This is a genomic window from Symmachiella dynata (genome assembly GCF_007747995.1).
In the GTDB taxonomy this organism is placed as follows: domain Bacteria; phylum Planctomycetota; class Planctomycetia; order Planctomycetales; family Planctomycetaceae; genus Symmachiella; species Symmachiella dynata.
On sequence record NZ_CP036276.1, the window covers coordinates 1,985,217 to 2,011,259 of the forward strand.

23 protein-coding genes are annotated in these 26,043 nt (G+C 55.4%); 10 read left to right on the forward strand and 13 right to left on the reverse strand.

All coding sequences use genetic code 11. The features are described from left to right. Positions 1-82: 82 nt before the first annotated feature. From Mal52_RS07620 to Mal52_RS07630, 3 genes are all read left to right on the forward strand, one after another. Positions 83-613, forward strand: coding sequence for a macro domain-containing protein (locus Mal52_RS07620; RefSeq protein ID WP_145375209.1), 531 nt, complete (start codon positions 83-85; stop codon positions 611-613). Between the two features lie 15 nt (positions 614-628). Further along, on the forward strand, positions 629-1,192 hold the full coding sequence (locus Mal52_RS07625; RefSeq protein ID WP_145375210.1) for a hypothetical protein: 564 nt from the start codon (positions 629-631) through the stop codon (positions 1,190-1,192). 103 nt (positions 1,193-1,295) lie between these two features. Next, positions 1,296-1,691, forward strand: a complete 396-nt coding sequence (locus tag Mal52_RS07630; RefSeq protein WP_145375212.1) for a hypothetical protein — start codon at positions 1,296-1,298, stop codon at positions 1,689-1,691. Between the two features lie 17 nt (positions 1,692-1,708). Here the strand turns inward: Mal52_RS07630 and Mal52_RS07635 are convergent, their stop codons facing one another. After that, entirely contained in the window at positions 1,709-3,364 is a 1,656-nt protein-coding gene (locus tag Mal52_RS07635; RefSeq protein ID WP_197534735.1) for a glutaredoxin domain-containing protein, read from the reverse strand. Positions 3,365-3,945: 581 nt separating this feature from the next. Here Mal52_RS07635 and Mal52_RS07640 point away from each other — a divergent pair. Then, positions 3,946-4,287: a hypothetical protein gene (locus tag Mal52_RS07640; protein WP_145375215.1), complete on the forward strand. Its 342-nt coding sequence runs from the start codon at positions 3,946-3,948 to the stop codon at positions 4,285-4,287. 35 nt (positions 4,288-4,322) lie between these two features. On the opposite strand, the gene Mal52_RS07645 is transcribed toward Mal52_RS07640, so the two are convergent. Both Mal52_RS07645 and gltX read right to left on the reverse strand, forming a co-directional pair. Then, positions 4,323-6,077: a glutamine--tRNA ligase/YqeY domain fusion protein gene (locus Mal52_RS07645; protein ID WP_145375217.1), complete on the reverse strand. Its 1,755-nt coding sequence runs from the start codon at positions 6,075-6,077 to the stop codon at positions 4,323-4,325. Positions 6,078-6,151: 74 nt separating this feature from the next. Then, on the reverse strand, positions 6,152-7,714 hold the full coding sequence (gltX, locus tag Mal52_RS07650; RefSeq protein ID WP_145375219.1) for a glutamate--tRNA ligase: 1,563 nt from the start codon (positions 7,712-7,714) through the stop codon (positions 6,152-6,154). 257 nt (positions 7,715-7,971) lie between these two features. On the opposite strand from gltX, the gene Mal52_RS07655 reads away from it, so the two are divergent. The 4 genes from Mal52_RS07655 (at position 7,972) to hisB (ending at position 11,768) form a co-directional block, all read left to right on the forward strand. After that, positions 7,972-9,297 (forward strand): Gfo/Idh/MocA family protein, encoded by a 1,326-nt coding sequence (locus tag Mal52_RS07655; protein WP_145380572.1) that lies wholly within the window; start codon positions 7,972-7,974, stop codon positions 9,295-9,297. Between the two features lie 44 nt (positions 9,298-9,341). Continuing rightward, a complete protein-coding gene (locus tag Mal52_RS07660) occupies positions 9,342-9,827 on the forward strand; it encodes a hypothetical protein (RefSeq protein WP_145375220.1) in 486 nt (161 codons plus the stop codon). Between the two features lie 77 nt (positions 9,828-9,904). Then, on the forward strand, positions 9,905-10,978 hold the full coding sequence (hisC, locus tag Mal52_RS07665; protein ID WP_197534736.1) for a histidinol-phosphate transaminase: 1,074 nt from the start codon (positions 9,905-9,907) through the stop codon (positions 10,976-10,978). A gap of 202 nt (positions 10,979-11,180) precedes the next feature. Beyond that, positions 11,181-11,768, forward strand: coding sequence for an imidazoleglycerol-phosphate dehydratase HisB (gene hisB, locus Mal52_RS07670; RefSeq protein WP_145375224.1), 588 nt, complete (start codon positions 11,181-11,183; stop codon positions 11,766-11,768). A 228-nt stretch (positions 11,769-11,996) separates the two neighbouring features. Here the strand turns inward: hisB and Mal52_RS07675 are convergent, their stop codons facing one another. The 8 genes from Mal52_RS07675 to Mal52_RS07710 form a co-directional block, all read right to left on the reverse strand. Then, positions 11,997-12,197 (reverse strand): hypothetical protein, encoded by a 201-nt coding sequence (locus Mal52_RS07675; RefSeq protein WP_145375226.1) that lies wholly within the window; start codon positions 12,195-12,197, stop codon positions 11,997-11,999. Between the two features lie 117 nt (positions 12,198-12,314). Then, a complete protein-coding gene (locus Mal52_RS07680) occupies positions 12,315-13,304 on the reverse strand; it encodes a protein-tyrosine phosphatase family protein (protein ID WP_145375228.1) in 990 nt (329 codons plus the stop codon). A 68-nt stretch (positions 13,305-13,372) separates the two neighbouring features. After that, positions 13,373-14,518, reverse strand: a complete 1,146-nt coding sequence (locus tag Mal52_RS07685) for a 2-aminoethylphosphonate--pyruvate transaminase (protein ID WP_145375230.1) — start codon at positions 14,516-14,518, stop codon at positions 13,373-13,375. A 213-nt stretch (positions 14,519-14,731) separates the two neighbouring features. Continuing rightward, positions 14,732-16,150, reverse strand: coding sequence for an aldehyde dehydrogenase family protein (locus Mal52_RS07690; protein ID WP_145375232.1), 1,419 nt, complete (start codon positions 16,148-16,150; stop codon positions 14,732-14,734). Positions 16,151-16,269: 119 nt separating this feature from the next. Continuing rightward, a complete protein-coding gene (locus Mal52_RS07695) occupies positions 16,270-17,280 on the reverse strand; it encodes a hypothetical protein (protein ID WP_145375234.1) in 1,011 nt (336 codons plus the stop codon). 189 nt (positions 17,281-17,469) lie between these two features. Beyond that, positions 17,470-18,723 (reverse strand): phosphonoacetate hydrolase, encoded by a 1,254-nt coding sequence (gene phnA, locus Mal52_RS07700; protein ID WP_145375236.1) that lies wholly within the window; start codon positions 18,721-18,723, stop codon positions 17,470-17,472. A 604-nt stretch (positions 18,724-19,327) separates the two neighbouring features. Next, a complete protein-coding gene (locus Mal52_RS07705; RefSeq protein ID WP_145375238.1) occupies positions 19,328-20,326 on the reverse strand; it encodes an acrylyl-CoA reductase family protein in 999 nt (332 codons plus the stop codon). Positions 20,327-20,334: 8 nt separating this feature from the next. Further along, complete coding sequence (locus tag Mal52_RS07710; protein ID WP_145375240.1) at positions 20,335-20,796, reverse strand: hypothetical protein; 462 nt, start codon at positions 20,794-20,796, stop codon at positions 20,335-20,337. Between the two features lie 263 nt (positions 20,797-21,059). Here Mal52_RS07710 and Mal52_RS07715 point away from each other — a divergent pair, with 263 nt between their 5' ends. Next, positions 21,060-22,307, forward strand: a complete 1,248-nt coding sequence (locus Mal52_RS07715) for a sulfatase family protein (protein ID WP_145375242.1) — start codon at positions 21,060-21,062, stop codon at positions 22,305-22,307. Between the two features lie 47 nt (positions 22,308-22,354). Then, complete coding sequence (locus Mal52_RS07720; RefSeq protein WP_145375244.1) at positions 22,355-22,780, forward strand: peptidylprolyl isomerase; 426 nt, start codon at positions 22,355-22,357, stop codon at positions 22,778-22,780. Positions 22,781-22,798: 18 nt separating this feature from the next. Here the strand turns inward: Mal52_RS07720 and Mal52_RS07725 are convergent, their stop codons facing one another. Both Mal52_RS07725 and Mal52_RS07730 read right to left on the reverse strand, forming a co-directional pair. Further along, a complete protein-coding gene (locus Mal52_RS07725; protein WP_145375246.1) occupies positions 22,799-23,308 on the reverse strand; it encodes an STAS domain-containing protein in 510 nt (169 codons plus the stop codon). A 132-nt stretch (positions 23,309-23,440) separates the two neighbouring features. Further along, complete coding sequence (locus tag Mal52_RS07730; protein WP_145375248.1) at positions 23,441-25,897, reverse strand: hypothetical protein; 2,457 nt, start codon at positions 25,895-25,897, stop codon at positions 23,441-23,443. Positions 25,898-26,043 lie beyond the last annotated feature (146 nt).

Genomic DNA, 26,043 nt, shown 5'->3' on the forward strand with positions numbered 1-26,043 from the left:
TTCACGACTTTGCAACCCGATGCAAGATGTGAGACAATTCTCATCAAGGTACACCAAAATTCCTACAAAGCGAGAAGAGCCGATGACGACTAGCGATCGCGTTCAATTCATCGTCGGGGATATTACCGCGTTGGAGGTTGATGCCGTTGTCACTGCTGCGAATGAATCTCTCATTGGTGGTGGTGGGGTAGATGGAGCAGTACACGCTGCAGCTGGCCCCGGATTATTTGAAGAATGCCGGTCCATCGGGCTTTGTCCTGAAGGCGAAGCGCGCCTCACTGGCGGCTATCTCTTGCCCGCGAAACATATCATTCATACCGTCGGCCCAGTTTATGAGGACGGTTCATTCGGCGAAGCAAACGTGCTTCGCTCCGCTTACGAATCATCACTGCGTTTGGCGGAAGAGAATGCGATTCGATCCATCGCCTTCCCTTGTATCGCCACTGGTACGTATGGATTTCCCAACGCCGCCGCCTGCGAAATTGCGGTCGATACGGTCACTAAATGGCTAGAATGTCATGAGTATCCCGAACTTATCGTATTCTGTTGTTTTGAAGAACCGGATATCTCGCTCTACCGCGAGCGACTGAGTAACGCAGGGCAGGCTCTCTAACAGAGGAATCGTCAAATGCAGCGCTCGCTTCTCATCGTCTCTTTATGCTTGCTGGCCGGGTGTGGTTCCGCGACGAGCGCGTCGCAATCAAAGTTCGGAAGCACCGGCGACCTGACCGCGAATGAATTGGCACTCGCACTCGGCGCGCGATGGTGGAATGTACAGATCCCACCGGGGCATGAAAAAGATTTTCTCGCGGTGACCTTCGTTGATGAAACCGGCCCGATCGGCAATTCGGGTGGAAGTAGCGGTTGGAATCCCGACGGCGAAGTCGTCAAGTTTATACTGTTTGACACCAACAAGGACAGAATCCGATACGCCATCATTGGACGCAATGGAACGGGGCGTGGTGAAATGCCCAATGAATTAATGAAGGCCAAGGGACCAGATAGTGAGTTTTTCACAGGCACACCTAAAGTCAATGATCCCGCGCAGCTAGGAGATATTTTGTTCAAGGCCGGTGCAGATGGGGTCACGGTAATTCCTAACGATATTGCACCCGGCGAAATTGGAATCACACTTCAATTCGAGAAAAGGACGACCGACCCCGGCGACAAGACGACCGACGAGGGGAAATAGGCTTCGCTCGATTGGACTCCCGCCTGCCATCGATGTGCGTTAGACTGTCCACGGCAGGCAGGAGCCTGCTCTACGCTCAAAGCTCGTCTACGGAGGGTCACGCATGCTGCGAATCACGCTTGGAGGGCTGCTGCTCTGTCTCGCCGGTTGTGCCTCGGGGGATCAAGAACAGACCTCTCTCACAGCTCAATTCGAAGAGACAGTTTCCAAATCGTTGCCCATGTTGGCCTGCCTGCACCGCCTGTTAGACACCCCGGTTGCCGCCGATTCAGCGATTCCTCAAACGCTACCCGATAGTGTGGAGATTCCGACCCCCGAGGACCTGGCGCAAGACGGTCGCCGTTACACCTTGCACATCGACCGCAAATCGCAACTCGCCTGGATCTCGATCAACGGCGGCATCGGCGACCACCTGCACGACACCGCCGGCCCCTGGCCGTTGTCCAATCCGCATGTCGAGAACCTGATTGCCTTGCTCGAAGAATCGGCCGCCGAGTAACACAGGGCCTCCCCCGGTTACACCAACCATTCCGGCCTGACGATCATCACAACGCCCAGCGCGAGAATCAGTGCTCCGCTGAGGAGTTTTAACCAACGGCCTTCTTTCTCTTGAAGTTTGTGGCGTCCCAGCGTGACAACCGCAATCAAAACCATCACACCGTCATCGAACATATAGGCCAGGTTGTACAGAGCAATATAGGCGTAGTTCTTTGCGACCGGATAATCCTGCATCATGAGAACGTTGGTGTAGAGCGCCGGTAGACCGGCGGTGCATAACAGCTCCACGATATTGACAAGCACCGCCAGCACAATGGCGCCGGCCATGGCTGCCCACATCGTCTCAGCTGTCACAATACGACGCGTCCGCTCATAGATTCCAGGCTTGGCGGAGTCGGGAATCGACAGGGAGATTCCCTTCTTGAACGCGAAAAAATCTTTGACATGAATACTGCCCACCCCGATCGCTAGTACGCCCAGCGCGATTTGCACCCCCCGCAAGTAGCCCAGGAACATAAAGACGTTAAGCCAAGCCGCCATGAATGCAAAATAGGTGAGGCCACTAATCAGCACGAACACACCTGCAATCGCAAACATGCGGCTGCGACTCTTGAGGTTCACGAGCAGCGACAGCAAAAACAACAGGACCCACATCGCACAGGGGTTGAAGCCATCCACCAAACCGATTGTTATCGTAAAAGCAGGCATGCCGATTTCAGATGCGTTCACCCGGCCAAAGAGTGGCAGGTCCACTGATTCGTCATCGAGCGGGGGCTCCGATAGATCCAGCGGCGCACCGTCATCAGCAGCAGGGAAGGGGGGCTGCGTATCGTCCCCCGGTAGAGGAAGGTCGTCATCCAGTCCAGGCAACGGCACATCCTCCTCGGGAATGGGTGGGAGCCCGTTGGATGGAATCGGAAGAGCCTCCGACGGCGACCCGGGAAGAGGTGCATCACCTCCGCCTGCCGGTAACGGCAATTCCTCCGGTTCTGCGTCCGCGTCAGTGGGTGTGGCCGCGGGTGGGTCAACATCGGCAAAAATTAAACCGGCCAGCAAGACTGAAGCTGCCATCGAAGATTGTGTCGAGGGAAACCGCGCTGCCGAGACTTCCCGACTATTGCGATCGACTGGCGGATTTTTTTTGACTGCCGGACAGGGCTTGGACCAGAGGTCCAACTTCTGCAGAATTTGCCGTCCGGTAGTCGTATCGTGATCGAAGCCGACCGAGAGTTCATTGCAGTAATGCACGACCGGCAGACTCGCAGCCTGTGGCTTATGGCGGCGAATCAACGCATCCAACTCTTCGCGCGCTTTACTATCAGCGACAACGTCCTGGTGGACGATTTTCAGCGCCGGGTAACGGGACCCATACTTGCCCAAAAACTCTTTCGCTGCCGCGCAGTGGGGACAACCGCTCCGCACATAAACCGTGAGAGTCAGGATCCGTTCCAAACGTTTCTGTTGTTGTGCTTTTATCGACAAATCTGTGAGGAGGTTATTTAACCCATAGATGGCCGGCAGCTTCATCTCAGCGACCCCGAAATACTTCGCAATCTTCGCAGCCTTTTCTTGTGTTTTTTTGCTGTTGTGAAGGTCGCGAAAATAGATGCGGAGACCCGCACGCTTTGTGGCAAATTCCTCGAGAGCGGCCCGGAGTTCAGCGGCCTCGTCCACGCCGGAATCATAGAAAAAGTCCAGCGGAAAGCATCGCAGCTGCCTCGCGGGTTGCGCAGGTAGGTCGCTGCTGGCTGCACAGAGTACCGTTGCAGCCACAGCGATAAGCCAGACGTAGCGTCGGATACGCCGACGTCTCGCTGCGTTTTCAGACACTTGGATGGGATACTCGGGGTTTGGCTGCACGTTTCGATTCATTGAACCATCTCCGACGATTCTGTGAACTATAATCTTCTGTGGCGAGGCCTTGCTATGACAGTGCCTCTCGGCCATGAAAAAAGCCCTTCCGGCACCATGTGTGCACAGAAAGGCTCTCATTACCAGTTGTGTTAGCCAAACATCGGCTAGACAACCATGATTCTACCGACCAGTAGTCACAAATCAAACTGCTGGCATGGGACTGTGCGGCAAAACCTTGGTTTTTGGGTCACTACGCCTTCACCGCCCGAAACTGGGTGAAATCCGCAAAAGCTGGACAGGCTGCCACTAGCAAAATTCCTCTAACAATGTGGGCTACTGCGGCGTAGAATACCTTGAGAGGGCCTCACAATTCCGTCTTGTGTTCGTACTGGTCTTAAACCATGACTTCGCAACATCCCTTACTGCCTGAATGGCAACAACGGATCGATGAGTTGAACGAACAGATTGCGGCGCAGACGCGGTCGAAATGGCTATGGGAGATTCGTGCCAAGATTTTGAAGTACTTTGTCTCCCGCTACGGAAAACAGCCGCCCCGGAAGATCGCAGCGTCTCGAATGCTATCCACCGCCGCGCGCCGCCCGGCTTATATTGCTGCCAGGGCCACGACTCTGCGCAGCGGCCATCTCAAGCCACGGGAAACAATTCGCATGTTGCTTGATCGAATTCATCAGACAGCGCACCCCCCGCGCAGCAACAATCCCCAAAACAAGTCGAATTCTTAATTCTGCGGATCTCAGTTGCCGTGCAGGCAGGAATTTTATTTCTTGCCTTTATTCTTACCCTGGCCTTTACCTTTACCTTTACCTTTGCCCTGTCCGCCACCCTGCTTGGCGATCTTGGCCCAGGCATCCCGCAGCGTGACCGTGCGGTTAATCACCAGGGCGTCCGGCTTTGAGTCCTTGGCATCGATGCAAAAATATCCCAGCCGTTCGAACTGCACGCGAGTGCCCGGTTCTAAGGTGGCGACCGAGGGCTCGACGATGGCGTCGCTGACGACTTCCAAGGAGTTCGGGTTGAGGTTGGTTTTGTAATCGACTCCCTCCTCCACGTCGCTGGGGTCGGGGACACTAAACAGATGGTCGTACAACCGGACTTCCGCCGGCACGCCTTTTTCGGCCGAGACCCAATGCAGCGTCGCTTTAACCTTCCGTCCGTCTGGTGAAGAACCGCCGCGGGTTTCGGGATCGTAGGTGCAGCGCAGCTCAACGATTTCGCCGGTCGCTTTGTCCTTGATGACTTCCTCACAGGTGATGTAGTACGCATACCGCATGCGGACTTCCCGACCGGGGGCGAGGCGGAAGAATTTTTTCGGCGGGTCTTCCATAAAGTCATCCCGTTCGATGTACAGCTCGCGCGAAAACGGCACCTTGCGACTTCCGGCCGATTCATCTTCGGGATTATTGACGGCGTCCATCTCCTCGATTTGCCCCTCGGGGTAGTTGGTGATCACAACTTTCAGCGGATCAAGCACCGCCATCACCCGTTGCGATGTCTTGTTCAAATCATCGCGCAGGCAGTGTTCCAACAGGGCAAAATCGGTGGTGCCGTCGAATTTGGTGACCCCGATTTTTTTGCAAAATGCCCGCAGCGCCGCTGGTGTGTAACCACGACGTCGCAAACCGACAACCGTCGGCATCCGCGGATCGTCCCAGCCATTTACGAATCCCCCCTCGACCAATTCGAGCAATCTCCGTTTGCTCATCACGGTGTAGGTGAGGTTCAGGCGGGCGAATTCGGTTTGCTCAGGATGGTAGATTTCCAGTGCATCGAGAAACCAGTTATAGAGCGGGCGGTGGTCTTCGAATTCCAACGTACAGATGGAATGCGTGATCCGTTCGATTGAATCGGACTGTCCGTGCGTAAAGTCGTATAGCGGATAAACGCACCACTTGTCGCCGGCGCGATAGTGATTCACGTGGCGAATGCGATAAATCGTAGGGTCACGCAAGTTCATGTTGGGGGACGCCAGATCAATTTTCGCCCGCAACACGTAAGCGCCATCGGGAAATTCGCCCGCTCGCATCCGCTCAAACAAATCCAGATTTTCTTCCACCGACCGCGAGCGACCCGGCGAGGGCTTGCCCGGTTCAGTCAGCGTGCCACGATATTCCCGCATCTGGTCGGCGCTCAAATCGCAGACGTAGGCCTTATCGGCTTTGATCAATTTCACCGCAAACTCGTAGAGTTGCTCAAAGTAATTCGAGGCATAGTATTCGTGCTCGCCCCAATCAAAACCGAGCCAGCGGACGTCGGATTTGATCGCTTCGACGAATTCGACACTTTCCTTCTCCGGGTCGGTGTCATCCAAGCGTAGGTGGCAGACGCCGCCGGGGAATTCCTGGGCAATCCCAAAGTTCAGGCAAATCGATTTGGCATGGCCGATATGCAAATAGCCGTTCGGCTCGGGAGGAAACCGGGTGACGACGCGACCGTCGAATTTGCCGGTGCGACAATCCTCGGCGACTTTCTCGCGGACAAAGTCAGAAACTGTTTCAGTATTATCGGCAGCCATTAACGGCGTCTCCGTTCGCGTGTAGGTTTTCCATTGAACTCTATCACCAAAACCGTTGGTTTCGGATTTCTTAATTAAACGCGAGACAGCACCAATGTAATCCGTGACACGCACCGCTCGCGGCCCAACAGCTCCAAACAATCAAACATCCCCGGACCGGCGGGTTTACCGGTGACGGCGATCCGCAGCGCGTGGATGATCCGGCCGATTTTCGTGTCCTGTTCTTCGACAAACGACTTCAGCGCCGTCTCCAAGTTGGCCGCGTCAAACGGCTCCACAGTTTCCAAAACCGGCTGGAATTTTGTCAAGAGGTCTACGGCGTCCTCGGGCTTGGTGATTCGCTTGGCGAACGCTTTTTCATCGTATTGTAGCGCGTCGTCGGCGACGAAAAACTCTTCATAATCCAGAATGTCGCTGAACACCTTCAAGCGGTCCGCCACTGCGGCGATCAACCGGCCGATAAATTCCCGTGTTTTGTCGTCGTCAGGATCCTCGATAAATTTAGCGGCGGTCAAATACGGCAAACAGGCGTCCATCTTTTCTTCGTCCGACAGTTCGCCCATCCAGTGCGCCTGATAGCTGAGCAATTTATCGGGATCCAACCCTGCCGGGGATTTGATCACGCGATCTAGCGAAAAGTTATCGACGATTGTTTTCCGCGACATGATTTCCGTTTTGTCGTCCAACGACCATCCCAGCCGCGCGAGGCCGTTGACCATGGCGTCGGGCAGATAGCCCATCCGTTCGTAATACTCGACCATCACCGGATCGAGACCAGCCGAATCACCCAGACCGATTTTGGGTAGGATCTCGTCCCCCCGCTCGAACAGGCGTTTGAACTGGGGATTGTTGCGGTATTTATCCAGCTTGCGTTTGCTGAGTTTTTCTTTGGTTCCCGGAGCAGCGACATAGGGCACGTGGGCAAATAGCGGCGGGGTGTGGCCGAGCGCTTCGTGAATTCGCAGTTGAATCGGCGTGTTAGAAAGATGCTCTTCGGCGCGAATCACGTGCGAGATTTCCGCGTGGGAATCGTCAATCACCGTCGCAAAATTATAGAGCGGCGTCTGATCGGTCCGCATAATCACCGGATCGGAAATCAGTTTCGGATCGAATTCCACGCGGCCACGAATCAGGTCGTCGATCACGATCGCCTCGTCGCGGGGCATCAAAAACCGTACGACGTAGGGCCGGTTTTCTTCGTGGTATTGCTGGAGTTGTGCGTCGGTCAATTCCAACGACCGCCGTACATGCACATACTGCCGCTTTTCCGCCTCCGCAGCGGCGCGATCGGCGGCGATTTCTTCCGGGGTGGAATAACAGCGATAGGCCAAACCCTGTTCCAGCAGTCGTGCCGCGGCCGCTTGGTAAAGGTCGCCTCGTTGAGACTGAAAATAGGGTCCGTGCGGGCCGCCGACTTCGACCCCTTCGTCCCAATCGAGTCCCAACCAGCGGAACGCGCGAAGAATCGGCCCGATCGCCGCATCCATATTGCGTTGCTGATCGGTATCGTCGATTCGTAGAATAAATTGCCCCCCGTTGTGCCGTGCCCACAGCCAATTGAACAAGGCGGTCCGCATGCCGCCGATATGCATATAACCGGTGGGACTGGGAGCAAAACGCGTACGGACGGCGGACATCGAAATCTCGGTGGAAAACAGGGAAAAGCGATAGTGAGAGCCTAGGACGGTCGGCGATCATAGAAATCCCCGAGCCAACGGGTCAACCCCCACTGAACAAACTGGGGTTCCGGTCTGTCCTGTCATCGAATCCACGCTGAAAACAGCTTAGGATTCGGCATCAGCAACGTGGTTTGCTTGCAAACTCCCGCCCCGACTGCGACGCTATAAGCTGAACGCCCTCACCGAAATCCACTCGTTTCCCGGAGAATCGTGCTATGTCCGCCGAAATCACCCGCCGGAAATTTTTGGCGACCACCGCCACCACAGCTGCAGCCATCGCCGCTGCGTCGGAAGCATCCGCATTTGCACCACAGGCGGAACCGATCCGCGTGGGACTCATCGGTTGTGGCGGGATTATGAGCAGCCACGTCCGACGGATCGTGGCCCGCGGCCTGCCGGTGGAATTCACCCACCTGTGCGACGTGGACGACCACCAACCGGAACGGCGGGGGATTGCTAAGGCGATCAGCGGATTTCAAAAACAGGAGCCCCAACGCACTCGGAATTTTGAGGAGGTGCTGGAGGACAAAACCGTGCAAGCGGTCATCGTCGCCACGCCGCACCACCAGCATGCGCCAATTGCCCTGCCGGCCATGCAAGCCGGTAAAGACATCTACCTCGAAAAACCGGGATCGCACGTCTTTTCCGAAGGCCCGCTGTATATCGCCGCCGCCAAGAAATACAACGTCGTGTTCCAGCACGGGTCGCAAATGCGATCCAGTCCGGTGACCGAAAGCGCGGGGGAACTGTTGGCGTCGGGAATCATTGGCGAGGTCAAAATGACCAAAGCCTGGAATTGCCAAAACCGAGAGGTTCGCAAACCTGTCGCCGATGCAAAACCGCCAGCCGGAGTCGATTACGACCGTTGGCTGGGACCGGCCCCGGAGCGGCCCTTCAATGAAAACCGCTTCCATCAATATTGGCGGGTCTTTCGCGACTACGGCAACGGGGACATCGGCGACGATGGGATTCACGATATCGACATGGCCCGCTGGGGACTGGGCGTGACTAAGCATCCCAATCGCATCACCGCACACGGCAGCACGATCGCCAAACAGGGGGACCGCGATTATCCCGACAACATGATGGTCGCTTTCCATTACGACGACGGCAAGGTACTGCTGTATGAGGACCGGTTGTTCACGCCGTATGGCTATCGCGGCTTCGACAGCGGAAACACGTTTTACGGCACCGAAGGCTATATGATTTTTTCTCGCCGCGGTTACTATCAGGTGTATTTAGGGGCGAAGGAAAAAGAAGGGCCGACCGTCCCCCGGGAAATCCGCGGCGGCGCCGGACGGGGATACGATGAACACATGGACAATTTCCTAAAGTGCGTCCGCACCCGGGAAACAGCGAGCTGTACGCCGGAAATCGCGCACCTCTCTTGTTCGCTAGTGCACCTGGGCGAAATCGCCTTTCGCGCGCAAGACGTTATCAACTTTGACCCAGCGACCGAAACAATCCAAGACAATCCCGCAGCTACCAAACTACTGACCAAAACTTACCGTGCTCCCTACGGGTTGCCTGACACTATTTAACGTGGGATGAACACGAATTCCCCAATCAAGATCATTAGGTGCTCATGATGGACGATGACAATGAACTGCGTAAGGCCAAGTGGCTGTTATTTATGGGAGTGCTGTTTCTCTTTTCGGCATTCTTTGCATATAGCGAGTTGCGGTTCGCGATTTGGGGGAAAACCACCGAAGCCGAGATCATCGAAACCTTTGAAACCATTGAGCCCGGTCTCGGGCGGAAGGCCGTTGTACGCAACGTTGTGAATGGACCGGAGAAAGACATTCTCGCCGTGAAGTTCCGCTACAAGGAGGAAGGGGGGACGTTGCACGAAGAACGCGATGATGTGCCAATCACTTGGACGTTGGACGATCCCGAAAAGGTCACCGTGCAATACATTCCCGGGGAGCCTGAAAGTGCGCGGCTAGCCGGTCACAGCAACGATGGCAGCGTGTATTTGTTTCTCGCCATGCTCGCACTCCTGATGTTTTTTGGATATCGTCTGTATCGGCATGCCAGCGAAGCCGTCCACGGCAGCGGCCGCCGCCGTTAATTCTCAATGAGCCTGATCGTTGGTTTTCGCATCAAGATTGGCGTTTCCCGAATATCGAATGAAGTGATATCCCTCCTATGAGCCTTTTCCGTCCTAATATTGATCGCATCGAGGGCTACGTTCCCGGCGAACAACCGCAGACCACCGACTGGGTGAAGTTGAACACCAACGAAAACCCCTATCCCCCCTCGCCGCGGGTGTTCGAGGCCATCCAAGCCGCGGCGACCGATCGCTTGCGACTCTACCCCGATCCGATCGCCACAGAATTTCGGACGGTGGCAGCGGAGCTTTTCGGTGTCGACGCCGATTGGGTCTTGCCTGCCAACGGTAGCGACGAAAATCTGACGATCATCATCCGTTCCTTTGTCGACCCGGGCGAGTTGGTGGTCTCCCCGTACCCAAGTTACATCCTCTATGAAACGTTGGTCGAGATTCAGGGGGGCCGCCATCGTCGTTTGCCGCTCAATGCCGATTGGTCGTGGGACATGCAGACTTGTCGGCCGTTGATTGAACAAGCCAAGCTGGCGCTGGTCCCCAATCCCAATTCCCCCTCGGGCAATCGCTGGAGCTTAGACGAGATCGCGGAACTGATTCCGCCGCAGGGAATGTTCGTCCTCGATGAAGCCTACGGCGATTTTCCCGACCAGCCGCATTGCGGCGAAATCTTCTCCCGTCCCGCCGGTGAGCGGGTGATTGTCACCCGGTCGTTTAGCAAATCGTATTCTCTGGCCGGCATCCGCATGGGCTTCGCCGTCGCGCATCCCGATGTCATCACCGGCATGCGGAAGGTCAAGGACAGCTACAACTGCGACGGCATTGCTTTGGCCGCCGCTACTGCCGCACTGCGCGATCAACAATGGATGCTGGAGAACACCGCCAAAATTCAAAAAACGCGGGCGATCTTATCGGCGACGCTGGTTGAACTTGGTTTCAACGTCGTCAACAGCCAAGCCAATTTCGTCTGGGCCACGCACCCGCAGCGTGAACACCGCGAAATCTTTGAAGCCCTCAAACAGCGAAATATTCTCGTGCGGTTCATGACCTACCCCGACGTCACCTACCAGGACAAACCGCTCACCGGATTGCGGGTGACCATCGGCACCGATGAGCAAAACGAAATCCTCTCAGCCGCCCTGCGCGAAATCGTCTGACGACCCCGTCCCTCGGATTCGTCGTGAGGGCAGGCCGCTGGATTCACGCGGCCACAACGGTTGTTCCGGTTATAGCGCACAAATCGCCGGCGAACCGGGGGTGAATTTCCTCGGCCCCTACCGCGGCGCAATTCGCTGTGATACTAATGGGAAGAGGTTTCTCTCTCGACCGGACATTTTTTCTTTTGACGACGAGTCCACCATGAGTCGCACCGCCAACATCGACCGCCAAACCGCCGAAACGCAGATCAAGCTCACGCTGAACCTCGACGGCACGGGACAATCCAAAATTCAAACCGGCGTCGGTTTTTTTGACCACATGCTGACGCTGCTCGCGCGGCATGGATTGTTGGATTTGGAGATCGACTGCAACGGCGACCTGGAAGTCGACCAACACCATACGGTCGAGGATGTGGGCATCTGTCTGGGGCTAGCGATCGCTGAAGCGTTGGGAGATAAAAAAGGCATCACCCGCTATGGCGGCAAGACATTGCCCATGGAAGAGACGCTGATCACCTCAGCTGTCGATTTGAGCGGACGCGCGTGGTTTGTCTACAAGGTCGAATTTCCCACGGAGAAAATCGGCGAGTTCGATTCGCAATTGGTCGAAGATTTTTGGCAAGCGGTCTCGGCCAACGCCAAAATAAATCTGCATTTGGTCCTGCACCACGGCCGCAACAGCCACCACATCTCAGAAGGCATCTTCAAAACCACTGCCCGCGCCCTCCGCGAAGCGGTCAGCATCGATCCCCGCGAAACCTCGGTCCCCTCGACCAAAGGCACACTGTAGGTGCGCAGTTTCAGCGGCTGATGTTCAGGGTTTTTAGCCACGGATTAACACGGATGAAGCACGGATAAAGTTGGCTGTTGTAGGTCTCTTAACAGCTGCCAATCCCGTGTCGATCGACAGACGAATTTTGAAGATAACCAAGGAGCGCCACGGGACAAATCTTTTTTATCCGTGTTCGATCCGTGTTAATCCGTGGCTCAGTCTTTTTTGAAATGCACGTCACCGCTGCTAATAGCAGTAGGAGCGTTTTTCGTCGTCTTCGCGCGTATTCCAGGCGTCGCCAGGGACCGGATCTTCGACCGAGAAGAGGTAGTGATCGCTGCTGGGGCCTTCGCCGCGGTTGAGTAGCTGGCCCGATTCACATCCGACCACAGAACCAAACATCAACGCTGCAAGCGCGCAGAGAGGCAGACATTGCCGAATTCGCATGAGATTTTGCTCCTTGCCGAGGAAGTCCGGCGACAAGAATTGAGAGATGAAAGTAGAGTTGAGAGAGCGCGGATTCTATCGGCCACTGCCCAATGTGCCAAGACCAATCGCCGCCGTCTACTTTCCATCCCGAAACGCCGCATGGCATTGCGCGCAGTGGTTTTGCAGCCGCTGCATCAGTTTGGCAGAATCTTCAATCGTCGTTTGGGAACGGTCTTTTGCCAACGCGCTTAGACGTTTGCTCAGCGCCGTGGCTGCCTCGTTCGCAGCGGACAATTGGCGCAGGTAGTCACTGCCTTGTTGTTGACTATTCTCGTTGCGAGCCAGTTCGCGAAAATGTTCGGCCAGTTGCAACGCCTCCTGATCCGGCACGATATCGGGATGGTCGGGCAACGGGCGGAAACCATGCTTTTGAATTTCCTTCAGCAGTTCCCAACGAGTGTTAATTGCCACCATCGACTCAACCGTGGTGGAAAGCTGAGCGGTTTCGGGAAAGTCGGTCGGCACCTTAGCCAGGTCGTCTTTGGAGGGCATTTGAAACTCACGGACGACGCGAAACAGCCCCGCATATTTGGGCGAGGTCTCCGCTTCCCGCAACCAGGCCAGAGATTTCTGGTCATCCCATTTTTCCGTTGCCCGACAACAGATTGCTGCGGCAGCGGGACCGCGGTGGCGGCCGTGGTGGCAATGCACGAAGACCGGACCAGCAAGCGTTTGCGCCGCTTTGACAATCTGCAACATCCGCTGCGATTCAATGCCATCGTAACCAATCGGCAAATGCACATACCGCAGCCCATGTTTGCGCGCAGCTGCCACATCCGGCTTTGTCCCATCCACACTGATAATGGTTTTGACGCCAAGCTTTTTCAATTCACGAAACGCCGCCTCCCCCTCAGGTTGTGCTCCGCTCAAGAACTTGGGAGACAACCGATGCAACCGGTCAATGGTCGGCGATTGGATGGGCTCGGGAAATTCCTCGCTATGGCAAAGCACAGGATCGCTCAACAAACAAACCAGCAACCCAATCACCAGCACGCGCAACCGCCGCTGGTCTTTTGCAAAAAAGACGTCGCGCCATCGCGTGGATTTCATCAACACAACCATCATCGAGCGCCTCTCCTTCACTTTTCTGGCCACTGGCCACTGGCCACCGACCACTGGCCACTCACAGCCTGTCAGCACGCAGCCACCATCGTCATGTCCAATTCCATCACCCCGATCGCATCTTCAATGGCCGCCAACAGGTTCTCCACATCAGCCGGGAACATGTGTCCAATGGTGCCGATGCGGAAACAATCGACGTCGCCCAGTTTGCCGGGATAGATGATGCTGCCCCGTTCTTTAAGCACATTGTAAAACGTGTTGAAATTGAACTTTGGATCCGCGGGGTAATGAAATGTCGAGATGATGCAGCTTTGTTGTTCCGGCTGTAGGTATTCACGAAAACCGAGCCGTCGCATCCCGGCGATCAGGGTGCGGCGATTTTCTTCGTACCGTGCCGCACGCCCGGCCATGCCGCCTTCGGCTTCTAGTTCGACCAACGCCTGTTCTAATGCCAGAAAACTATGTGTCGGCGGGGAGTAGCGAAACCGGCCGTGTGTTTCAAACGCCTGCCATTGATCGAGTAAATCCAGACACAGACTACGGGCATGGCCTTCGCTCGCTTCCAAGACCGCGCGCCGTGCCAGTACAAACGAGAACCCCGGCACGCCTTGCAGACATTTGTTGGCCGATGAAATCAAATAGTCAATGTGGCAGGCCGGCAAATCAATGGGCAACGCGCCGAACGAACTCATCGCATCAACCGTATAAATCCGCCCCGCCGCAGCGACAACATTGCCGATTTCTTCGATCGGATTCACGATCCCCGTCGTCGTCTCGCAATGCACGACGATCACGTTCGTAATCTCTGCGTCATCGGCCAAGGTTTGCCGCAATTTTTCGACATCGGGGATTTCATGTTCCTCAGTGCGCAATACCACCTGATCGATTTTCAAGTGCTGCGCCATTTTGACAATTCGCTCGCCGTAGGCTCCGTTGACCAGCGACAACATTTTTCCGCCGGGCGGAACGCCGCATCCAATTGCCGCTTCGACGCCAAACGATCCACTCCCCTGGAGGGGAACCGCTTCGTAACCCGCTGCTTTCGAGACACCGGCGAGCGTCAGCAGTTGGCTGCGAATCCGCTGCACAATGTCAATAAATTCCTGGTCCCACGACCCCACATCGCGCAACATCGCCTGCTTAACCGTCGGACTGGTCGACAACGGCCCGGGCGTAAAGAGAACTTTATCGGGTGGGGAGGTTGGTGTTGAATTCATGAATCTAGTGTTCCAAGAAGAGTGATCCTGACCACCGGCCATTTTGTCTAAATCGCTCACCGATTACGACCGCAAGCGGTCGATTTGGGAAAACTTCGGCCACTTGGAAGAGGCGTGAGGCTTGAGGGGACAGGCTTGAGGTTGTGGTGGGAGAGCCACAAAACGGTGCGAACGTCTCTCTGGCCACTGGTCACCGACCACTGGCCACTTAGCTTAAAAGGGCAGCGAAAACGTCTTCACGTTCGACATGCACTTCATCGCCTCGATAACCCCCTCTTTGATGCCTAGACCGGAATCTTTGACGCCGCCGAAGGGTGAACATTCGATGCGGTAGCCGGGGACTTCATTGATGTTGACCGTGCCGGTACGAATGCCTTTGACCGCCCGCAGCGCATGGTCCAGGCTGTCGGTGACGACGCCTGAGGACAAACCGAAATCGGTGGCGTTGGCCAATTCGATCGCATCATCGATATCACGGACCGACATGATCGGCGCCAGCGGGCCGAACGATTCACAAACCACCATCTCCGCATCGCGAGGGACATCCGCAATGACCGTTGGCGACAACTGTGCACCGCGCCGCTCGCCGCCCAGCAGTACCTTGGCCCCAGCAGCGACCGCATCGTTGACAACCGACTCCAATCGCATCGCCGCCGCTTCGTCAATCACGGTCCCCACGCGCGTCTGTTCCTCGGCCGGATTGCCGACAACGTACTCTGCTGCCCGTTCCACAAATCGCTGTGTGAATTCGGCAAGGATTTTCTCGTGCACCAACAACCGTTTGACGGCCGTGCACCGTTGGCCGGAATTGCGGAAACACCCCTCGGCCGCCAAATGAACGGCCAAGTCCATGTCGGCATCGTCAAGAATGATCAGCGGCGAATTTCCGCCCAATTCCAACACGACCTTTTTGTATCCGGCTTCGTGGGCGATCTGTTTGCCGATGTTGACGCTGCCGGTGAAGGTGACCAATTCCACACGGGGATCAGTCACCATGGTTTTCGCCACCTCGTCTAATGGTCCCAGCAGCACGCTCAACATCCAACCGGGCAGTCCCGCTTCGTAGAGCAACTCCGCACAGCGAATGGCGGTGAGCGGGGTTTTTTCCGATGGCTTGAGCAAGACCGGCGCGCCGGCGGCAATTGCCGGTGCCAATTTGTGGACGACCTGATTCAATGGATGATTAAAAGGCGTGATCGCCGAGATCAATTTCACCGGTTCGCGCACCGTGAATATCTTCCGCGCCTTGCCGGTCGGGGAGACGTCGCAGGAGAAAATCTGCCCGTCATCCTTCAGGGCTTCCATGGCGGCGAATTGAAACACATCGCTCGCCCGGCCGACTTCGTAGCGTGTTTCCCGCAGGCAGAGTCCCGATTCGGCACAGATCAACCGCGCGAAGGCATCGCTGCGTTCCAATAGTAGGTCGCGGGCTGCGTTGAGAATCTCGTACCGCCGGTACCGTGACAACGGTTCGCCACCCTCAAGTGCCGCTTGGATGGCCTGCTCTGTCTCAGCCGGTGTGACCTGCGCAACCTGGGCGATGACTTCGTTGTTGTAAGGATTCGTAACGTCAAAAGTCGTGCTCGACGCAACAGCCTTGCCGGCGACGAAACAGGGGAATATGTCGTCCAAAATACTGCGCACCTATCAGAATTCAGCTTGGATGGAGCCAGTCGGCTATGGATTCGATGACGGTACAGGATTCACGCGCACCGTATAAAAAAATATTGAAATCTTACCACTCAGTAAAACTATTCCGCCTTCGATTCGGCAGTTGATTCGTCTGCTGCTTCTGTGGCCGGCTCGAGTACGTAACCTTCAATCGGATCAGCGGTGTCGGAGGACCATTCGCCATCCGGTCCTAACTCTCCGCTAGTTTCCAAGGAGAAGGAAATATCGAGCGTCTTGCCCAACTCAACGATCGGCTTGCCATTTTCGTCGACCAGAAATCCTTTCATTGGAAAACAGATCTCGGCTTCATGCTCGTCTCTAGAAATCGCTCCGGTCACTATCCCATGCACGATCGGTCCTTTATCGAGCACAAAGGTAATCGTGTCGTCCTTGTGGTAGACCCACTGCGTGTATTTTTTGTAGGTACCCGGTTTCAGCCGCATGAATCCCGCAGGGTAGGGACCATCCTTGCCCTTCACGTATTTCCCCGACGATTGCTCCAAAAATGCTTCTTGCAACTCGGCATCGTCGAGGCAGCAGTGATTCAAATAGGGCGCCGCATTGAATTCGCCGTTGTACCATTCCACTTCGCAATTCACGTCGTAGCCTCGCGAGGTGGGATAGTAGCCCCCCTCGTGTAGCCAATATCCGGTTTCGTCGTTGTTATCGACGTCGATGGTCAAGATGGCATAAAACCGCCCGGCAACGCGTACCTTCGGGGCTTTGCCCCTCCCGCGCCTGCGACGGCGGCGTGTGTTGACCGGTCCGGTCGCGCCGCGCTGCGTCCGGCCGAATTTTCCTGTCGTTTTAAAATAAGCGTAGAGATTCTCCGCATCGTGCGTGAATTTGAACTCGATCAAATCCGCCCCGGGATTCCGCACCGTCTTGGGTTTGTAGTCTTTGGTTTCTCCATCGGTATCGTGTGAGTCATACGCTGGATCCGTGTATTTGGGCAATTTGGCCCAGTCGAGAAATTTGCCATCGATCTTGATTTCCGAAGGCGGCGCAGCAACGCTCGTTATCGCCCCGCCCAAGGTCAGCACCATTACCGGCAAGATCCAGCTGCTCATTCGAATAAGTCGCGTGCTCATCGATCCCAAGTTCCTCGCTTGCAAACTCTTAACAGCGTAAAAAAAGTCACACACCGGACATTAAACCGGCAAGCCACGATTGTAACAGCCCACGCAGCCTGCGTATCTAGGCTCGGGCGGGTTTCACCAGAATTTCATCGTCAGGTATTGGGCGGCACGAACGACTCCTCAGGCCTGTCCTCGCAAGCCTCACGGCTTTGTCCCATTGACGGCGAAATCGAATACGTCGAAATTTCGCGGATCGCCACTCGCCTTGCGGCAGTACGCATCGTTCAATGGTTCCGAGACCAGCAGCGGGACCATCTCCTCGTATCGTCCGCCATGCGAGCGGAGTCCACTGGCAACGGCTTTGAGATCATGGTGCTCCGGGGACCGACCCAACACAACGTCGCGGCCCGACAGCACGACCAAGTCGCCGATCCGATCGGGGGCCAGTTCCAGTTTACGGACCGCCGAAGCTCGGCAATGGACTTCCGTAATCCCCTCGATTTCCATCAGCCGAGAAATTACTGGATCGGTCCGCACCGAATCGGGCAGGTGCACCATAGCCAACGACCCCAACGCCCCGTGATGCGCGACGTAGGGATCGGTGATCGGCAGAATGACCTTGATGTTTGCGTCGAATTCTTCGGCCAACAGCGGTTCAAGGTAAATCACATTCGGACTGCCGTCTGCAGTTTGTTTGGCGTTCATACCATGATCGGCGGTTGCCGCCACGATCGCACCGGCATCAAGCAGTCGTCCGATCTCGCGGTCGATCCCCGCATGGAACTCCAATGATTCTTCTTGCCAGGGATCAAACTTGTGTTGCATAAAGTCAGTCAGTGACAGATACAAAAAATCGGCCCGTCCCTGTTCGACCAATGCGGCTCCCGCTTGGAGCACATATAAACTGGCGTCGCCGCTATAAATCTCCGGCGTGGGGGCACCGACCAGTTCTTCGACGTCGTCGATACCGTGCGTGGACAGCTGGGCTTCGTTTGCCTTCTCCGCCGAAAAAGCGATGCCCGTTAAGTTGTGCGACAAAATATCCCGCAGTTTCTCTTTGGCCGTGACCATCGCAACCTTGCGTCCCGCATTGGCCGCAGCAGCCAGAATCGTTTCGGCCCGTAGATATTTGGCCGAATTCATCATCACCTCTTCACCCGTATCGGGATCGAGGAAGAAGTTGCCGCAAATCCCATGCACCGCTGGAGCGACGCCAGTGCAGATCGATGAATTATTCACGTTCGTAAACGACGGCAACGCCCCGCGCACCAGCCCGCGATATCCCTCACCAGCAATTCGCGCCACGTTTGGCATGCGGCCTTTGGCGATCGAGATGCTGAGATATTCGTCCGCACAGCCATCGATACAAATCACCACAATCGGCCGCGCAGGCGGACGATAGGTGCGGTCATTGATGGTAAATTCTTGGGTGGAGATGTCGCCGAATGTGGTCATGTGTCCTAATCGTTTTCCATTCAATCACAAGCATTTTCCAGTGGCGATGCACCACCAGAATCAAATCTCAAACACAAACCAACACCGTAACGCCCCCCACCGATCAAGACAATCCACGCCTCCCAATTCCCAAGCCAGATTGTGCTCTAAGTTGAAGTTCAGCTTTTTTCAAAAAGAAAAGCTCTGGTCCAGGCAAACATCCCAATCAGCCCTAAGGCGCACCCAGCGAAACATACCCACGGCCTTTCAAGGGGGACCATGGGATTTCCATTTGGCAATTCGCTAAAGGAAATCAAAATACAACTGGATAGCACCAAGATCGCTGCACTAACACTTTTCATTCTCAGTTATCCCATCGATTGGTCAAAAATGTCGTCAATCTTCCACATGATCGTAGGGCCAGTTGTACCGGCCGTTGCAGGCTCAGGGCTCAGGGTGGCTGGGGACGAGCCCAAGCTCGCCCCCAGGTCGTTTGGCATCCCTACGCCCAATTCACTGGGGGCGGACTGCGTCCGTCCCCAGCCACCCGGTTCTATGTATGAGATTTACAACGTTCCACCATTCATTTTTCGTGTCATTCGCGTCTTTCGTGGTTCTTCTTTCATTACTCCACCGACACCAACGTTCGTCCAGCGACTTCGCCGCGTAAGATCTTTTGCACCGAAGGCTCGATGTCGGCCAATGGCACTGTCTCGGTGAAGTCCGCTAGCTTGTCCAACCGCCATGCGCCGCCGAGTTTTTCCCACAACTTCAAACGCAAATCGCGCGGATACCATCCCGAGTCGATCCCCACCAACACCGCTCCGCGGAGGATGAATGGAAACACGGTCATGTTCAATTTCGGCCCCGCCACCAAACCGCAACAGGTCACGCAGCCGCGCAGGTCGGTCGCTCGCAGGATCGATGTCAGCATGTCGCCGCCGACACAATCGACCGCCCCCGCCCAACGTGCGGACAACAGCGGCCGCGAACTGTCATCCAAGATCTCATCCCGACCGACGACATCGGTGGCACCAAATTCCTTAAGCTGCGCGTGCATGCTTTCTTTGCCGGTCACAGCGATGACCTGATAGCCCAGTTGGGCCAGCAGCATCACAGCAATGCAGCCCACGCCGCCGGTCGCTCCGGTGACCACAATCTTTCCGCCCGCCGGTTCGATACCGTGATCCACGATCGCTTGTACCGACATCGCCGCGGTGAACCCCGCCGTGCCGTAGTGCATTGCCGACTCCAACGTGAGTCCGTCCGGCAAGGGAATCACCCATTCGGCCGGCACGCGAATGTATTCCGACCAGCCGCCCCATTGGCCGGCGCCCAGGTCATAGCCGGTGACAATTACCGATTGTCCGGCCTGAAAATCGGCATGGCTGCTTTCGGCGACCGTCCCGGCCGCATCAATCCCCGGCACGTGCGGATATTTCTTCGCCACCCCCGGCTGCCCCGTCGCTGCCAGCCCATCTTTGAAATTCAAAGAGGACCACTGCACACGGATCAACACCTCCCCCTCCGGCAAAGCCGCCAACGGCCGCCGCGTCATCCCGGCACGGACGGTGCCATCTTCGTCTTTTTCCACAAGATAACAGGCAAATGGTTCGGTCGACATATTTAAGCTCACTTTTTGATGTTTTCTTCTCGTGCTTTCCGGCGATGACGACGTTCGTAAACGCTCGCGATGAACAGAGCAATCACAAGGTAACATAAGACAAAGGGCACCCAATGCACGTGACTGGCAAGCAGCCGTCCCTTGTGTTTGATGAACCCATCTTCGTAGATGTTGCGAGTTTGGACAACGTCGTACGAAAACAAGTAATAATAAGCAAGTCCACTGCGGCACTGCGTCGGCTCACCAATCCCCTCGTTGATCTCCGAAGGGCAGTCTTCCCAATCAGCGTATGAATAATTGCCAGCGTTGCTCGTCACCGAATCTAAGACACCAATCGGCATCAAAGCGAGTCCAAAAATGGCGACGCAACCCATGACGAAAGCGCTGGCAATCACAGCACCAACAGTTTCATCAAACGTAATGTGAAACCAACGACGTTTTCCCTGATTGTCCACAAGAAGATGATTCATAATTCACGGACCTCAAATGCCAAACGCCAAGCAAACAGACATCAATCAACACCATAATCAGGGTCTCATACACGAATCAACCACACACAAAACCAACGGTCCCCCCCATACTGCCTACTGCCTACTGCCTACTCAAACTGGCCACCGGCCACCGGCCACTAACCACTCACCCCCCCATCGTTGTACCCCACCACCACATCGGTCGCAATCACTTCAGCGACTCGTTAGCATGCACTAAGACCCATTTATTGCGGAGATTCTCGATGAAACCACTCGCCCTGTGCTTGCTCGCCCTATTTGCATTACCGGTTATTGCCCAGGCTAAACCGCCCAATGTCGTGATGATCATCTCTGATGATCAGGCCTGGACCGATTTTGGATTCATGGGGCACCGGGACATCAAAACGCCCCATTTGGACCGACTGGCGCGCGAAAGTGCGGTCTTCACTCGGGGTTACGTCCCCGCCAGTTTATGCCGGCCTTCACTGGCGACAATGATCACCGGGCTGTATCCGCATCAACATAAAATCTCCGGCAACGATCCCCCCAAAGGGACCGATCGCCAATTGATGCTCAAGCATATTCAAAGCGCCCCCACATTGCCGCGACTGTTGGGAGAACAAGGCTACCGTAGCCACCAAAGCGGCAAGTGGTGGGAAGGCAATTACCGGCTGGGAGGTTTCACCGCCGGTATGACGCATGGCGACCCCAAACATGGTGGGCGACACGGCGATGATGGGCTAAAAATCGGCCGGCAGGGGATGGAGCCGATATTTGATTTCATTCGCGATTCGAAGGACGAACCATTTTTTCTCTGGTACGCCCCATTCCTGCCGCACAGCCCCCACAATCCTCCCGAGAGGCTGCTCAAGAAATACGAAAAACCGGGCCGCTCCATCCACGTGGCTCGTTATTTTGCCATGTGTGAATGGTTCGATGAAACTTGCGGAGAGCTGTTGGATTTTCTCGACAAGAACAATCTTGCCGACGACACGCTGGTCGTTTTCGTCACCGATAACGGTTGGATCCAGAGCACCGATTCACGGCGCTACGCTCCCAAAAGCAAACGCTCCCAGTACGATGGGGGAATTCGCACGCCGATCATGTTGCGTTGGCCGGGAAAAATCGCTCCCGGTGAAAATACGACCTTGGCCAGCAGCATTGACTTGGCGCCCACGATCCTCAAGGCGTGTGGCATCGATCCGCCGGCGTCTATGCCGGGAATTGATTTGGTCTCAGTCGCAACGGGTCATCCGACCCAAAGAACTGCGATTCACGGTGAAATCTTCGCTCACGACATCGCCGACATCGACAGCCCCCGCGCGAGTTTGCTATACCGTTGGGTCATTCAGGGGCATTGGAAATTGATCGTTCCCGCGGACAAGTCCGCTGGGGTGGAACTCTACGATCTAGATGCCGATCCGCATGAGACAAAAAATCTCGCGGCGGAACACGCTGACAAAGTTCGCGAACTGACTGCGAACATCAATGATTGGTGGGCGGCCCAATAAGGGCAACGAACCACTACACTAGAACTTATCCTCACAAGGGAAGACTCATGAAGACCGCGACCATCGTCACAAACAAAGGCACCATCACGTTGGAACTGTACGACGACAAGGTTCCCAACACCGTTGCTAACTTTGAAAAACTCGCAGGCGAAGGGTTCTACGACGGTTTGAAATTCCATCGTGTGATCGAAGATTTCATGATCCAAACCGGGTGTCCGCAAGGCACAGGTACCGGCGATGCCGGTTACAAATTCGACGATGAATTCCACCCCGACCTCAAACACGATGGTCCCGGTGTCCTGTCGATGGCCAATGCCGGTCCGAATACGAACGGTTCACAGTTCTTCATCACTCACGTCGAGACATCTTGGTTGGATGGCAAGCACTCTGTCTTCGGTCGCGTGACAGAGGGGCAGGATGTTGTGAACTCGATCGAACAAGGGGACAAAATGGAGAAGGTCTCCGTCGCCTAGTCCCGGTTGTGAAACCGATTATTCCGCCAAATCCTCGTCGGCCAATTCTTTGGACAATTGGTCGGCGACCAGTTGAAACACCGCCGCCTGCGGGCCGCCGATTTCGGCCAACAGGCGGTGGCATTCGATGGCGTGCTGGGTGAAGTCGCGTGAATTGACCGGAGGCGTGGGGATGGGCGAGCGGTTTCCTGAACATTCCGGCGCGCGGTCGGTCAGTTTGAGAATCAAATCCAATCGCGCCGAGACCAGTAACCGAGCGCGCGATTCTCGCGATGCAGCGACGATGAATCGCGGCCGCTCCGACAGAGAATACTTTTTGTGCAGCGAAATCAGGCCGCCCAAAAACGTACTGTCCATGTATTCGCAGCCATCGGCGCAGACGACCAATGCGGGTTCTTCCGCGTGATCGAGTAGTTGCGTTACGAACGTGTGAAAGGCAGGGCCTTCATTCATCGTCGCCCGACCCTCTAGAAACACGACGTAGCCAGCATCTGATCGCGCTACCGTCAAAGTCGAGGGGTCTGCCATGATCAGGTATCTCCAGGAACACGAGCAATCATTGCTGTGCCTGACATCATGACAAAATTTCAGGAACCGGCCAAGGTGATTTGTACGAACTTCCCTGGAATTTTCGGCAAATCCGACCGGTAGCAGGAAACCTTACTCCTTCTCCTGAGTGGCATCGGCCGCGGCCGGTTGGGGCTCCTCAGCAGGTTTTGCTTCGTCCCCCGGTTTTTCTTCCTTGGCTGGTTCTTCTTCGTTGGCCGGTTCCTCGATCTCATCCAGATATTCTAGATCGACGATGGCGGACTGCAGTACCTCTTTGGTCTTGTTGTTCTGCACAAAAGCAGCGAGTTTCAGTCTCACCGGTCCGATGGGATAAATCCCATACTTGAATTCTTTTCCAAGCAGATTGCTACGCATCTCTTCGTACTCTTGCAGTTCGTCAAGCAATTGTTGACGGTAGTCTTCCAGCAAGAGCTCTGTTTGAAATGCCAATTTTCCATCTTGGGGAGCAATGCCCTCAGCTCCGCCCGGCATGATACGCACGAGATTTTCATGCAACAGCACACCGCTGGGTGTCTCGACTGCGACCTCTTCCTCCACCAATACCAACCGCAATCGGATGTCGTCTCCAAATTTTGAATTGGACAAAGCCTCGACATCAATCTTCATCCGATCTGCTTCGACCTTGGTGTTGAGTTTTAGCTCAATGTCGACGGTCTCTGCCAAGAGCGGTTCCACAAAGTTTCGGATGTTTTCATAGATTGTCGCAGAGTGCGACAGACGTCCAGGCTCTACATAGATCTGTTTGCCATCTATGAACATCGATGGGACGACCCGTGAGTTGTAATAGCTGAGTCGATCCTTACACGGCGGACCAGCCATGGGATCGGGCTCTTCGGTGGGTAAATGGTAACGTAGGGCCACAAGTTCCGACGGGCCAAAAGCGTGCGTCAATCCCGACACCGCCACATCAATCCCCACGCCGAGAGGGGCGTCGGCCGTGGTGAAATATTCCAACAACACAACGCGGTTTTGAGTCCCTGGTTTTGTTGGCCGTGGCTCCATTTGGTCGGTCACAAAACTACGAATGCCATTGCGGTAGGACTTGAGGATATGTTGGATAAACGCGCCTTGATCACCGGCATTTTCGCCATGTTTCTCCCATAACTCCTTCAATTTTTTTGTCACCGGCGTATAACCTGGCCGCCCTTCAAAAGTTTGATCCAAGCTTTGCTTCATGTTGGGCAAACAGGCCAGTTCCGAATAGATCTCAAGAGCGCCGGCAAAATCACCGCGGGACTCCAGCATCTCAGCGGCGTAGTAAGCGCCCAGCGGTTCAAAGGGATGCGCTTTATGAAAAGCGATCATTCGCTGCAACGCTTCATCAGTCTCGCCAATTTCTTGGTACATCATTGCCGTATGAAACGGAACCAAGATCGTCCATGTCTGCGGCGACGTGTCGGACAAAAACTTTTCAGCTTCAAGAAGGTGTTTTAAGGCCAGTTGGGGGTGTTTCTTGTATTCGGCAATTGCGACGCCCGCTTCGACGACCGCTTGCTGACGCATCCGTTCCCCCCAGTATGCGGAGTTTTCGATGAGCGAATCCGCCAGTTCGCTGATTTCTGCCTCCTCCAAACCCCGGCCGGTTTCTGATTTCATCATCCGCATAAAAGTGTCCATCGCCAGTGGACTCTCTGGAAAATCCTTGGTGAATTGTTTATTCGCGGCAAATTCGTCTTCGGCGATGGTTGCATCGCTAAATTCCTTCAGTCCCAAGGAGGGTTTCACTCCGCCGGTTTGGGCCATCGATTTGGCTGCCGTCGCTCGCAACTTGCCGGGACGGGCCGCATTTTTATCGGCAATGAAATTCCCGATCACAGTTCCGTCTCGCAGTTGCCCTGTAAAGACATAGGTGTGTTCAATGGAGGAATTGACAGGCACCAGCACGACTCGGAGAGTTAAGATTCCGTCGTCGACTGCGATGGATTCGACACGCACTGACTCATTTTGATTGTTGAAATCCACCACTTCGGCCGACACCATGCCATCTTCGTCTCTGATGTCCAGGATCCAAAAGGGAATGTCGCGCCCTTGGAGCGAAACCATTGCGACCCAACGGCCATTCAGCGAAGTCCGGTTGGCAAGCATGGCATCTGGGGAGGTGGGATAGCGGTCGACGAATCCGATCAAGTCGGACAGTTGAACCGTGTCGGCCGGTTGGTCGTCCTCAGCCGGCAGGACCACCTCACCTGATTGGTAGGGCAGCACTGAACTGCCGACGTAAGTCCATCCCGCTGCGTTATCGAGGCTCGGTTGCAACAAAATCAGATATTGTTGCCCTTCGTCAAACTGCACAGTGGTCAACGCCCCGTCATGCCCCACGACGACCGTTTCCTCTTTTCGTCCCCGACCCCGCAAGGCGCGGTCGATCGCGACCTTCACGCTGCCTGCCTCCCGCAGATCTGCTGTCTCCAGAGCGGTTGCAATGAGAACCCGCTTGGCGCGAGGCAACAATTCGGGCAACTGGGATTCACTGCCCGCTACGCGATCCGCATAGCTGCCAAGCGTAACTGACGTAACGAACAGCGAAAACAACAATCGTGAAAACATCACTTGATTCCTAACTTTAGATCACCGTTCGAATCGGGTCGGGTATTCAAACTGTCTACGCAAAATTCCGCCTGATTGTTGGCAAAATCGAGGTCGGGCGGGATGTTGGCACTGGATTGGTCGATTAAACAGGGGGCACCATCATA